The 12,151-nt window shown below is 62.6% G+C and carries 10 protein-coding genes; 8 read left to right on the forward strand and 2 right to left on the reverse strand.

Annotated features, from left to right (window positions below; all coding sequences use genetic code 11):
* Window positions 1-51 precede the first annotated feature (51 nt).
* Window positions 52-1,392, forward strand: coding sequence for an MFS transporter (locus ACIP6G_RS14120; protein ID WP_105658444.1), 1,341 nt, complete (start codon window positions 52-54; stop codon window positions 1,390-1,392).
* Between the two features lie 199 nt (window positions 1,393-1,591).
* Here the strand turns inward: ACIP6G_RS14120 and ACIP6G_RS14125 are convergent, their stop codons facing one another.
* Window positions 1,592-2,599 (reverse strand): LacI family DNA-binding transcriptional regulator, encoded by a 1,008-nt coding sequence (locus tag ACIP6G_RS14125; protein ID WP_400290817.1) that lies wholly within the window; start codon window positions 2,597-2,599, stop codon window positions 1,592-1,594.
* A gap of 112 nt (window positions 2,600-2,711) precedes the next feature.
* The gene (locus tag ACIP6G_RS14130) at window positions 2,712-4,400 is read right to left on the reverse strand and encodes an alpha-amylase family glycosyl hydrolase (protein WP_400290819.1); all 1,689 of its coding nucleotides are present in this window, start codon (window positions 4,398-4,400) and stop codon (window positions 2,712-2,714) included.
* Between the two features lie 265 nt (window positions 4,401-4,665).
* Here ACIP6G_RS14130 and ACIP6G_RS14135 point away from each other — a divergent pair, with 265 nt between their 5' ends.
* The 7 genes from ACIP6G_RS14135 to ACIP6G_RS14165 all read left to right on the forward strand — a co-directional run bounded on the left by ACIP6G_RS14135 (window position 4,666) and on the right by ACIP6G_RS14165 (window position 12,125).
* Window positions 4,666-5,934: an extracellular solute-binding protein gene (locus tag ACIP6G_RS14135; RefSeq protein WP_400290820.1), complete on the forward strand. Its 1,269-nt coding sequence runs from the start codon at window positions 4,666-4,668 to the stop codon at window positions 5,932-5,934.
* A 116-nt stretch (window positions 5,935-6,050) separates the two neighbouring features.
* Window positions 6,051-7,646, forward strand: coding sequence for an ABC transporter permease subunit (locus ACIP6G_RS14140; RefSeq protein ID WP_400290822.1), 1,596 nt, complete (start codon window positions 6,051-6,053; stop codon window positions 7,644-7,646).
* On the forward strand, window positions 7,646-8,560 hold the full coding sequence (locus ACIP6G_RS14145; protein ID WP_105658448.1) for a sugar ABC transporter permease: 915 nt from the start codon (window positions 7,646-7,648) through the stop codon (window positions 8,558-8,560). Before ACIP6G_RS14140 ends, ACIP6G_RS14145 begins: the two co-directional genes overlap by 1 nt.
* 101 nt (window positions 8,561-8,661) lie before the next feature.
* The gene (locus ACIP6G_RS14150; RefSeq protein WP_400290824.1) at window positions 8,662-9,126 is read left to right on the forward strand and encodes an HAAS signaling domain-containing protein; all 465 of its coding nucleotides are present in this window, start codon (window positions 8,662-8,664) and stop codon (window positions 9,124-9,126) included.
* A 42-nt stretch (window positions 9,127-9,168) separates the two neighbouring features.
* A complete protein-coding gene (locus ACIP6G_RS14155; protein ID WP_400290826.1) occupies window positions 9,169-9,651 on the forward strand; it encodes a hypothetical protein in 483 nt (160 codons plus the stop codon).
* 63 nt (window positions 9,652-9,714) lie between these two features.
* The gene (locus ACIP6G_RS14160; protein ID WP_400290827.1) at window positions 9,715-10,470 is read left to right on the forward strand and encodes a TetR/AcrR family transcriptional regulator; all 756 of its coding nucleotides are present in this window, start codon (window positions 9,715-9,717) and stop codon (window positions 10,468-10,470) included.
* A gap of 98 nt (window positions 10,471-10,568) precedes the next feature.
* Complete coding sequence (locus ACIP6G_RS14165) at window positions 10,569-12,125, forward strand: MFS transporter (protein ID WP_400290829.1); 1,557 nt, start codon at window positions 10,569-10,571, stop codon at window positions 12,123-12,125.
* Window positions 12,126-12,151 lie beyond the last annotated feature (26 nt).

The raw sequence follows: 12,151 nt of genomic DNA on the forward strand, positions 1-12,151 counted from the left end.
CGACATAAACCGTCCGAACGGTCGGTAAACAACTCGCAAAAAGGCCAACTCATGTCATCGACTGTCACTCGCACCCAGGAGGAGCGCCGGGTTCTTGCCGGCACCCTGGTGGGCACCACCATTGAGTGGTACGACTTCTTCATTTTCGCCCAGCTCACCGCGACCCTGCTGACCCCGTTGTTCCTCGAGCCCCTGGGGCAGTCGAATCCGGGTGTCGCGCAGATCCTTTCCTTCGCAATGATTGGCATCTCCTTCTTCTTCCGTCCCCTGGGCGCAGTGGTTGCCGGCCACCTGGGCGACCGCTACGGACGCAAGCGCATCCTGGTGCTCACCCTGATCCTCATGGGCGTTGCCACCGCGGCCATTGGCCTGTTGCCAACCTACGCGTCCATCGGCGTGGCCGCTCCAATCCTGCTGGTGCTCCTGCGCGTGGTCCAGGGCTTCTCGGCCGGTGGCGAATGGGGCGGTGCGGCCTTGATGGCGGTAGAGCACGCACCAAAGGATCGCCGCGGCTACTTCGGCGCCTACCCGCAGATCGGCGTGCCCATCGGCATGATCCTGGCTACCGGCCTGCTCTACATCCTGCGCGTTGCGATGAGCCCGGAAGAGTTCGCCGCATGGGGCTGGCGCATTCCGTTCCTGCTCTCCATTGCGCTGATCTTCGTGGGCTACATGATCCGCCGTGCGGTCGAGGAATCCCCGGTCTTCAAGCAGCTCGCCCAGCGCAAGGCTTCCGAGCACACCCCGCTGCGCGAGCTGATGACCAGCCATTCCAAGCAGGTCCTGCAGGCAGCGCTGATCTTCATTTCGAACAACGCCGCCGGTTACCTGGTGATCGCGTTCTTCATTTCCTACACCACCAAGGTCCTCGAGATGCCGGTGGCGCCGATCCTCCTGGCTACCACCATCGGTTCGGTGGGCTGGCTGATCTTCACCCTGGTCGGCGGCTGGCTCTCGGACAAGATCGGGCGCCGCAATACCTTCGTGATCGGCTACGCGCTGGTGTTCATCTGGATGATCCCGATGTTCCTGATGGTCGACACCGGAAACATCGTGCTGTACACCATTGCGATCTTCGTGCTGACCGTTGGCCTGGGCTTGTCCTACGGCCCGCAGTCGGCGATGTACGCGGAGATGTTCCCGGCGCAGATCCGCTACTCGGGCATCTCCATTGGCTACGCCATTGGCGCTATTTTGGGCGGTGCCTTCGCGGCCACCGTGGCGCAGATCCTGCTGGAGACCACAGGTTCTTCGATCTCGATTGCCATCTACATCATGGTGCTGACCATCATTTCCGTGGCAGCGGTGCTCTGGGTGGGCGAGACTCGTGGACGCAACCTGCACGTGGAAGAAATCGAGGGCGAACAGGCCGACTCGCGCGTGGCGCACTAGTTTCGCGGCAGTACAATGCCCGCGCAGGCAAGCGATCAAGCGAACCTGGCCCGCGCGGGCATTTGCGCGTCTGCCGACCGGTGGTTTGCCGATCAGTGGGCGGATGCAGCGGGCAGTTTGCTGCACGGCCAAATTCCGGCCACCGCCATCGATTGCACCTAGGCCGCCGGCGTTTGGGCCCGGGGAATTCCTGGGCCGGTTATTGGGCGGGGCGGGTGGTGGAGGAGCGCACGATCAGCCGATGGCCCAACTCGTGGGCTTGCGCCGGTTCCTGGCCGCGGATAGCACGCAGCAGCATGGCGACCGCCAGCTGCCCCTGCTCATGCGGACGCTGCTCGACGGTGGTCAAGCCGAAGAGCTCGGCCAGGTCGTGATTGTCCACGCCGATGACCGACAGGTCATGGGGCAGCTGCAAACCGAGATCGCGGGCGGCCAGGATCGCGCCAATGGCCATCTCATCACTGGCTGCGAACACTGCCGTCGGACGGGATGCCGGGTTGCCCAGCAGCTGCTTGGCCACCGCGTAGCCCTGGGCCATGGAGAAGTCCGCGCTGGCGAACAGCGACTCATCCAGTTCAAGTCCAGCCTCGGCCAGCGCCCGCTCGTAGCCGGTGCGGCGGTGGGTGGGCACCATGAAATCTACATCGGTTTCCGCGTTGCCGCCGATGAAGCCAATGCGTTCATGGCCCAGGGAGATGAGGTGCCCGGTCGCGAGGGCAGAAATCGCTTCGTCATTCACGTGCAGGGTCGGCACGCCTGGGAGAGGTCCCCCCACGCCAACCAGGGGCTTGTCCATGGCCAGCAGCGCCTGGACCTCGTCCCCAGCCAACTCGACGTTGACCGCGATCACCGCATCCACGCGCTGGCGCAGCAGGAAATCGGAGAAGATCTTCTCGCGCTGGGTGCCGTCCTTGGTCAGCTGATAGAGGGTGGTGTCGTAGCCCTCGTCCATCAAGCGGCTGGAAATGCCTTCCAGCACGCAAGCGTAGAACCAGTGGTTGATCACCGGAACGAGCACGCCGATGTTGCGGGTGCGTCCCGAGGCCAGCCCGGACGCGGAAGATGAGACCACATAGCCCAGCTCGGTGGCGGCGCGCTGCACAGCCTCCTGCGCTGACGCGGAGACAGAACCCCGGCCAGATAATGCGCGCGAGACGGTGGCAATGGATACGCCAGCGGCTTGTGCGACGTCTTTGATCCCGGCCACTTCTCTTCCTTCCTTCATGGGCACAGCCGTGGCTAGGGGAAATTCCTTCCCCTGGCCACGGCTCCTGCCCAACACTACCCGGTGCGGCTGCATCCGGTCATCAGATGGCCGGCTACGGCAACTGGAACCAGAGCGTGGTTTCGCCCGGAATCATTTCCGGTTCCGCCGAAATCTCGCCTTGGCTGCGCACCAGTTCGGTGGCGCCCTGCGCACCGGCAGGCAAGGGCTGTGCAGTTGCAGCGTAGTTGGCCACGACCAGCACAGTGCCGTTGGTGAAAGCCAGAACATCATCCGCAGTGCCTTCGACCCAATCCAGGGTGCCGGTGCCCAGTGCGTGATCCTGGCGCAGCTGCAACAGGCGGCGGTACAGGTTCAGCGTGGAAGACTGGTCATCGACCTGCGCATCGCGGGCATAGGAATCCCAGCCTTCCGGCTGCGGCAGCCAGCTTTCACCGGTCGCGCTGAAGCCGAAAGCGGGCTTGCCGCTTTCCCAGGGCAAGGGCACCCGGCAGCCGTCACGTCCGTAGCGCTCGCCATTGGTGCGCAACCAGGTAGGATCCTGGCGCGCCTCATCTGGCAGTTCAACGGCTTCTGGCAGGCCCAGCTCTTCGCCCTGGTAGATGTAGGCGCCACCTGGCAGGGCCAGCATCAACGCGCTGGAAGCACGAGCGCGACGCAATCCCACGGCAGCTTCCGGCAGGTTTGGGGTGTTCAGGCCGATGCCCTCGCCTTGCGGGTTCTCATCGGTCAGCGCCAAGCGGGTCGCATGGCGCACCACGTCATGGTTGGAGAGCACCCAGGTGCTCGGGGCGCCGACCTTGCCGAACTCCTCCAGGGACTGGTCGATGGTTTCGCGGATCTGCTGGGCATCGAAGTCGCAGGAGAGGTAAGGGAAGTTGAAAGCCTGGTGCATCTCGTCCTCGCGCACCCACTTGGCCATCAGCGACAGGGGATTGACCCAAGCCTCGGCGCACAGCACGCGCTCGCCGTCGTACTCGTCCATGACCTTGCGCCAGTCGCGGTAGATCTCATGCACGCCATCCTGGCCCCACCACGGAGCCAGTTCGTCGGTGCCGCCCATGGAGGCACCGGATGGGTCCGGGGTGAAGTCCGGCAAGCCCTCGGCCTTGATCAGCCCGTGGGCCACGTCAACGCGGAAGCCGTCGGTGCCCCGGTCCAGCCAGAAGCGCAGGACGTCGCGGAACATCGCGCGCACTTCCTCGTTGTGCCAATTGAAGTCCGGCTGCGAGGAGTCGAAGATATGCAGGTAGGACTGGCCGGCGCTGCCATCAGGATTCCTGGTTTCGGTCCACATCGGGCCGCCGAAGACCGAATCCCAATTATTCGGGCGCCCGGTTGCCGGGGTGTCCTTGAAGATGAAGCGGTCGCGTTCGGGGGAGCCGGGCGCCGCCTTGAGCGCTTCCTGGAACCACGGGTGCTGGTCCGAGCAGTGGTTCGGAACCAGGTCGATGATGACGCGCAGGCCCAATGCGTGGGCCTTGGCGACCATCGCGTCGTAGTCCTCCAGGGTTCCAAACAGCGGATCCACATCGCAGTAGTCCGATACGTCGTATCCGGCGTCCTTCTGCGGGGAAGTGAAGAATGGCGACAGCCAAATCGCGTCGACCGAAAGCTGAGCGATGCTTTCCAGGCGTTGGGTAATGCCGCGCAGATCGCCCATCCCATCGCCATTGGAATCGGCGAAGGAGCGCGGGTAGATCTGGTAGATCACCGAGGAGCGCCACCACTGCGAGTCTTCGGATTGCACAAGGGAATCAGCTGCTGAACGAATTGAAGTCATGACGGTAACGATAAATGATTCACCAGAGTTTGTAAACGCTTGCAATTATGCTTCAAGCCTTCGTTCCATGGCGAGGTCAGAATTCGCGCCTCGGCCGATAAAACTGATTTTATCGGCATTGTTGTCAATTTTCATGATCTGTGCCACGCTGTAAACGCTTACAATCAATGTGTTACTCGCACCACTAAAGACCCGACCGGCAGGTTCAGCGGAAATCGCGGCCGACCCGGTCCCTGATGACACAGTTGTCACGAAAGGACATCCCATGAAGGTGAATAAGCACCCTTGGCTTCTCGGCGGAGCACTGACGGCCATTGCCGCACTCTCGCTCACCGCTTGCGGCGGGTCTGGCACCAGCGAGCCAGCAGCTTCTTCCAGCCCCGCAGCGGCGCAATCCTCCCCGGCAGCCGCCTCCGGCGGCGAACTGACCGTATGGGTGGATGCCAACCGCGAACCAGTGCTGAAGGAGGCCGCGGCGGACTTCGAGAAGCAGTCCGGGGTCAAGGTGGACCTGGTGATCAAGGACTTCTCCAAGATCCAGGAAGACTTCCTGCGCCAGGTTCCTACCGGCAAGGGCCCGGATATCACCATCGGCGCCCACGACTGGCTGGGCAACCTGGTCAACAACGGTGTCGTGCAGCCAGTTGAGCTGGGCGACAAGGCCGGCGAATTCCAGGACGTCGCCGTCAACGCCATGAGCTACGAGGGCAACACCTACGGCGTTCCCTACGCCACGGAGAACCTGGCCCTGCTGCGCAATGCGGATTTGGTCAAGGAAGCTCCGACGAGCTTCGATGACATGATTGCCGCCGGCGAGAAGGCCGGCACTGAATTCCCGTTCCTGGTGCAGGTCTCTGATGTCGGCGACCCATTCCACGCCTACCCGTTCCAGACCTCCTTCGGCGCACCGGTGTTCGGCACCGATGATACGGGCGCCTATGACCCGGCAGATCTGCAGATCGGCAACGAGGGCGGCATCGAGTTCGCCAAGTGGCTGGCTGAAGAGGGCGAAGAAGGCAACCTGAAGACCAGCCTCGACGGGGACATTGCCAAGGAGAAGTTCGTCTCCGGCGACTCGCCATTCTTCCTGACCGGTCCATGGAACGTGGAAGCAGTGGAAGAAGCTGAGATCAACCTGGAAATCGACCCGATTCCATCGGCCGGTGGAGAACAGGCCCAGCCATTCGTCGCCGTGCAGGGTTTCTTCGTTTCCGCGAAGACCGAGAACCTGCTGGCCGCTACCGAATTCCTGACCAACTACATCGGCACCGAAGAAGTCCAGACCGAACTGTACGAGGTAGGCAACCGCCCGCCGGCAAACAACGCGGCATTCGAAGCGGCCAAGGCCGATGAAACCATCGCTGCCTTCGGCGAGGTCGGCGCCAACGGTGTGCCGATGCCGAACATCCCGGAAATGGCTGCCGTATGGGAGTTCTGGGGCGTAGCCGAGGCCGAGATCATCACCGGCAAGGCTGATCCAGCCAAGCGCTGGAAGCAGATGACCTCGGATATCGAAAAGGCCATCTCGAAGTAGGAACACCTGCCACCAGGCACAACGGTGGGCGCTGGGGTCGGGAGGAACTCTTCCGGGCCCCAGCGCCTGCAATTCACCAGCGCCAACTGCACTTGATCGACAGGGATATCTGGAAGATGACAAAGACCGCCCGCCAAGGGCCGCAACCCGGCACCGAGGAGACGAAGCCCAAGCTGTCACCGGCAGCCAGGCGCTTCGCGAATGCCACCAGCACCTCCATTGGGGCCATGCTCGCCAAGATCATCCTGGTGGCGATCGTCGATGCGACCGCGCTCTTCGCGGTCTTCACCGCACTGGGGCGCGAAGCCTGGGCGATCGCCGCGGTGATCGCGGCCATTACCGTGCTGATCAACGTGGTCTACTTCAAGCGCGGATGGCTGCCGGCAAAGTACCTGCTGCCGGGCACCATCTTCCTGCTGATCTTCCAGGTCTTCGTGATCGGCTACACCGGGTATATCGCCTTCACCAACTACGGTTCGGGGCACAACTCGGATAAGGATGACGCGATCAACGCGCTGCTGCAATCCAACCAGAACCGCGTCGAGGGATCAGCCGGCTACCCGGTGTCCATCCTCGAAGGACAAGACGGGCTGGCGATGCTCATTGAGCGCGATGGCCAGCAGCTGCTCGGCGATGCGGATGATCCTTTCGTCCCGGTAGACCCCGCTGGCCTGGGGGACTACTCCGAACTGGCTTTCGCCGATTTGCTGGGCCGCCAGCAGGAAGTCACCTCGCTGGCCGTTCCATTCACCGAGAACCCGGCAGATGGCACCTTGCGCACCAGCGATGGCCGCACCGCCTACCAGTACACTTCCTCCATCAAGCATGATGAAGCCGCGGACACCATGACCGATCAGAAGACCGGCGTGGTGTACCGGGACACCGGCGTGGGCGCGTATACCGCGCAAGACGGCTCGCAGCTGATGCCCGGCTGGTCCATCAACGTGGGCTTCGAGAACTTCACCCGTGCGGTCACCGATTCCTCGATCCGCAACGCCCTGTTCTCTGTCACCGTGTGGACCTTCGCCTTCGCCTTCCTGTCGGTGGCGACCACCTTCTTCCTCGGGCTGTTCCTGGCGATTGTCTTCAACGACCTGCGCATGAAGGGGCGGAAGGTCTACCGCGTCATCTCGATCCTGCCTTACGCATTCCCTGCGTTCCTGGGCGGGCTGGTCTGGGCCGGCATGCTCAACCGCGACTTCGGGTTCGTCAACCAGGTGCTCCTGGGCGGAGCGCAGATCCCTTGGCTGACCGACCCGTGGCTGGCGAAGTTCTCCGTGCTCTGGGTGAATCTGTGGCTCGGATTCCCGTACATGTTCCTGGTCTGCACCGGGGCGCTGCAGTCCATTCCGAATGAACTCTCCGAAGCGGCCACCATCGACGGGGCGAAGCCGTTCCAGATCTTCCGGTTGATCAAGCTGCCGCTGCTGCTGGTCTCGGTGGCTCCGCTGCTGATCAGCTCCTTCGCCTTCAACTTCAACAACTTCAACGTGATCTACATGCTCACCGAAGGCGGGCCGCGCATGCAGGATGCAGGACTGAACGTGGGATCCACCGACATCCTGATTTCCATGGTCTACAAGGTGGCGTTCGTTGGTTCCCAGCGCGACTACGGCCTGGCCAGCGCCTTCTCCATCATCATCTTCGTGATCGTCGCGATCATCTCGATTATCAGTTTCAAGCAGACCAAGGCACTGGAGGAGCTGAACTAATGAGCACCGAAATCACCGGCAGGCCGGTAGCCGGCGCACCCAAGGGACGCGCGGGGCGCCAGGGCCTGGGCAAATGGTTCGCCTCCACCGGGTGGCGCCACCTGATCGGCGTGGCCCTGTGCATCTATGCGGCCTTCCCGCTGCTCTACGTGCTCTCGGCCTCGCTGAACCCCAATGGAACCCTGCTGTCTTCCAATGGATTGTTCACCACCATCGGCTTCAACAGCTACGTGGAGCTGTTCCAGAATCAGCAGCGTCCCTTCGGCGCCTGGTTCATCAACACCTTGGTGATCGGCCTGACCACGGCGGCCGCTTCGGTGTTCCTCGGCGCCTTGGCTGCCTACAGCTTCTCGCGGATGCGCTTCACCGGCCGCCGCGTGGGCCTGGTCAGCTTGCTGATTGTGCAGATCTTCCCGCAGCTGCTGGCCGTGGTGGCGATCTTCATCCTGCTCACCTCGCTGGGAGATGTCTTCCCGGTCTTGGGCATCGATAACCAGATCGCATTGATCATGGTGTACCTGGGCGGGGCACTGGGTGTGAACACCTATCTGATGTACGGCTTCTTCAACACCATTCCGGTGGAAATCGATGAAGCGGCGAAGATCGATGGTGCTGGCCATGCCCGCATCTTCTTCACCATGATCCTGCGCCTGGTGGCACCGATCCTGGCCGTCGTGGGCCTGCTGTCCTTCATTTCCAGCACCTCGGACTTCGTGATCGCCTCGGTCATCCTGGTCTCCCCGGAGAACCAGACGTTGGCTGTGGGCCTGTACTCCTACGTCTCGGAGGAGTTCACCTCCAACTGGTCGGTCTTCGCCGCCGGTGCGGTACTGGCAGCGATCCCGGTGATGGCATTGTTCCTGTTCTTGCAGAAGTACATTGTCGGCGGCCTGACCGCCGGCGCAGGCAAGTAGCCGGCAGCAGCTGACCGCTTCGGGCAGATGGGGCAACGCCACTGGCGTTGCCCCATTTTGCCTGCGTCAGCCCATGGGCCGGAGCACGTAGAGTAAAAGGCATGAAGCCCTACTTGCCGCGCGCCGCCCGCAACTACCTGGAGCAACTTCGCCGTGCGCTGGATTTCTTGTCTTTGCAAGAACGCAACGAAGTCATTGAAACCACCAAGCAGGAGATTCTCCGTCTGCCTGGCGGCGGACGCCGCAAGAGCGATTTGATCCGCTTGCTCGGCGAGCCTGCCTCGCGTGCGCTCAAATTCGAACGCCATGAGCCCGAAGCCCTGGAAGTGGGCAGCGGCAAGTACTTCCTGACGCGTATTCTGGCGTGGCCAATATTCGCTCTCGCACTGCTGACCCTGATGGTGGTGCTTTTCGCCCCGCCGCAAGCCGCCTTGGCCAACGAACAGAGCTTCGGCTTTGTTGCCGGGGGAGTCGGCGGCCTGCTGGGGCAACTCGAATTGCTGATCGGATCCCAGCTGATTTGGCTGGCGTTCATTCCGGTCATCCTCAGCCTGGTTCCGTTGTGACTGCCCAATAGTGCCGGCACTACCATCCACATCCTCGGGGCTGTGATCATGACCGTTATCTGCGCGGCCGGTGGCGGACAGCTCTCGCTCTTCTTCATTCCGGTGACCGTGCTGCTCTGGGCACAGGTTTTCACCCCGCTGCTGATGATGCGCGGTTCCATGGCAAGCCCCGGGCCCGGCTGGCTGGTGTGCGCGGCGGTGCTGCTGATCCTGGTCCTGGGGTTTGCCAGCTACCAAGGCTTGGCCAGCTTCAGCGCTGCGCCATGGCTGATCCTGGCTCCGGCCGCGCTGCTGGCCGTGCTGGCGATGCTGCTGCCCTTCCGCTGGAAGCTGGCTCATCTTGCTCTGGTCGCAGCCGGCCTGCTGGTGATGGCCGCTGGATTCGTCGCTGCGCTGCCAGGAACCTACGGGGCGGTCCTGGCGTGGCCGTGGCTGGCTGGCGGCATGAGCTTCGCCGTAGGACATCTTGCGCTAGCTGCCGGCATGTGGCACGAGCGAGCCAGGAAATTGCTGGCCCTGTTTTAGGAGTTTTAATACTTGTAGGCGCTTAATGGGAATTTACAGAGAAAATGCGTATATCCTCGTGACATGGCCGAGAATAAGGAAAATTCCTCTCCTGAACCGACAAAACGTGGTCGCGGGCGCCCGCGCAAGGACTCTGAGTTCCAGTCCCTGAGCAAAGAGCAGCTGGCCCAGAAGGCTCTGGAAATCGCCGGTGCCGAGGGCTACGACGCGCTGACCATGCACCGTCTTGCGGCCGAATTCAATGTCACCCCGCGGGCGTTGTACAACTACGTGGCGGATCGCCAAGAAGTCATCAACCTGGCGGTGGGGCGCTTCATCTCGATCAATCCGCTGATCGAGTTCGATTGCAACGACTGGAAGCTCGGGGTGACCGAAGCATACAACGCGACGCGCCGCGCCTACCGGGCCTACCCCCGGGCCTCGCAATTGACGCTCGACGAAAAGCTCAAGGTGGAGCCCGGCCCGTTCCGCAATGAATTGATGGAACGGATCCTCGCCTTCTTCGTGGATATCGGGCTGACGCTCAAGCAGGCAGTGGCCATGGTCCGCGCCCTGGAACGGGATGTCCTGGGTTTCGTGATGCATGTGGATTACTACTATGACCGCCGCTCGAAGGACAGCCCGGACTACGTGAGCTCGCTGGTGCCGGTCCAATTGCTTGACGCCTACCCGGAAGTTCCGGCACCGCTGGCACGCCAAGCGCTCGAGCTGCCGCAGCAGGACAGCGATGACCTTTTCGGGGAAGTCGTCGAGTTGCGCTTGCTGGCTATTGCGCAGATGCTCGAGCTCAACCGGGCCGCCGAAGACCACAAAGAGTGAAATAAGCACCTCGACAGGGAATATTAGCCAGCTGGCCAACGCTGTAGGTTGAAGGACCGCAGGATTGTGCGGCCTGGAATTCGTTTGAAAGTTGGCCCATGTCCCAGAGCAAGCTGCATCCGGTACCAGTTGCTGAAGAACTCTCGGCCGGAGCGCGATGGCGATTGCTGGGCGTGCTGCTGGCGGCGATGTTCATGTCGCTGGTTTCGGTCAGCATCGTCAACGTGGTTCTTCCTGCCATCGGTTCCACCCTGCACGCCACCGAAGCGGACCTGCAGTGGGTCTTGGCAGGATATGCGCTGACCTTCGGCGTGGTGCTGGTTGCTGCCGGACGCGCCGGCGACCTGCTGGGCCGTGGCGTGATGTTCGTGGCAGGCCTGGCGATCTTCACAGCCGCCAGCATCCTCGCAGGGCTGGCCGCGGATCCACTGGTATTGAACATTGCCCGCTTCATCATGGGCGTTGGCTCGGGCCTGCTCAACCCCCAAGTGATGGGCATGATCCAGCAGCACTTCCGTGGCGCGGCCCGCGGCCGGGCCTACGGGCTGCTGGGCACCGCCGTCGGCTTCTCGGTAGCTATTGGGCCGGTGCTGGGCGGATTGCTGATCAACTGGTTTGGCGAAGACGCCGGCTGGCGCGCCACGTTCTTGATCAACGTCCCGGTCGGCGTGCTGGCCATTGTCCTGGCGCTGCTGTGGCTGCCCAAGCCGCTGTTCAACAAGCCAGCGGGCAAGGTGGATCTGGACCCGGTTGGCGGCCTCCTGCTGGCGGTTGGCATTTTCGCCCTGCTCCTGCCATTCGTCCAGGGCCGCGAAACCCCATGGCTCTGGTCGCTGCTGGCCTTGGCAGTGCTGGTCATGGTGCTCTGGGTCTGGTGGGAGAAGAAGTACAAGAAGCTCGGGCGCGAACCAATGGTGGAATTGGCCCTGTTCAAGATCCGCAGCTTCACCAACGGCACGCTCATCGCTGGCCTGTACTTCATGGGTGTTTCCAGCGTCTGGGTGCTGGTGGCCATTTACGTCCAGCAATCCCAGGGCTTCAGTGCCCTGCAGGCAGGGCTGATCTGCCTTCCCGCGGCCCTGCTCTCCGCCTTCAGCTCCGACATCGCCGGACGCTATGTCATGACCGTGGGGCGAAAAATGGTCATTGGCGGCATTCTCAGCGCCCTGTTCGGCCTGCTGGCCACCATTGCCGTGGTGGTCCTGGAGGATCGCGGGCTGCTGAGCATCTGGTGGATGCTGCTTTCGCTGGCCTTCATCGGCGTAGCCCAGGGCTTCATCATTTCGCCTAACCAGGCGCTGACCCTCATGGAAGTTCCCGTGGCCAACTCCGGCAGCGCCGGCGGCTTGATGCAGACTTCCCAGCGCGTGGGCACCGCGGTGGGCATTGCGGTGATTACCGCTGTCTTCTACGGCATGAACCACGTAGCCGGGTACTCGATCGCCATGGCGCTCTCATTCGCTGCCATTTCCCTCTTGGTCCTGGCCACCTTGCTGGTCGGTATCCTCGATCTGCGCCATAGCCATGCTGCCCGCAGCAAGCCAGTTGCCGAAGAAGTCGTTCCCGTCAGCACCGGCGTGCAGCGTACGGTGACCGGGGCAATCGAGGTTGTCGGGCCGAAGGAGCCTACCCAGCCAGTAGACTCCCAGCCGTAATCCGATGCTGGCCAGCGGGTGGGCCG

Source organism: Glutamicibacter sp. NPDC088483, from assembly GCF_044753145.1.
GTDB lineage: Bacteria > Actinomycetota > Actinomycetes > Actinomycetales > Micrococcaceae > Glutamicibacter.

What these genes read in the sequence shown, in the direction of transcription:
- ACIP6G_RS14120 (WP_105658444.1), top strand. Translation starts at nt 52, where the DNA reads ATGTCATCGACTGTCACTCGCACCCAGGAGGAGCGCCGGGTTCTTGCC.
- ACIP6G_RS14130 (WP_400290819.1), bottom strand. Translation starts at nt 4,400, where the DNA reads ATGACTTCAATTCGTTCAGCAGCTGATTCCCTTGTGCAATCCGAAGAC.
- ACIP6G_RS14135 (WP_400290820.1), top strand. Translation starts at nt 4,666, where the DNA reads ATGAAGGTGAATAAGCACCCTTGGCTTCTCGGCGGAGCACTGACGGCC.
- ACIP6G_RS14140 (WP_400290822.1), top strand. Translation starts at nt 6,051, where the DNA reads ATGACAAAGACCGCCCGCCAAGGGCCGCAACCCGGCACCGAGGAGACG.
- ACIP6G_RS14145 (WP_105658448.1), top strand. Translation starts at nt 7,646, where the DNA reads ATGAGCACCGAAATCACCGGCAGGCCGGTAGCCGGCGCACCCAAGGGA.
- ACIP6G_RS14150 (WP_400290824.1), top strand. Translation starts at nt 8,662, where the DNA reads ATGAAGCCCTACTTGCCGCGCGCCGCCCGCAACTACCTGGAGCAACTT.
- ACIP6G_RS14160 (WP_400290827.1), top strand. Translation starts at nt 9,715, where the DNA reads ATGGCCGAGAATAAGGAAAATTCCTCTCCTGAACCGACAAAACGTGGT.
- ACIP6G_RS14165 (WP_400290829.1), top strand. Translation starts at nt 10,569, where the DNA reads ATGTCCCAGAGCAAGCTGCATCCGGTACCAGTTGCTGAAGAACTCTCG.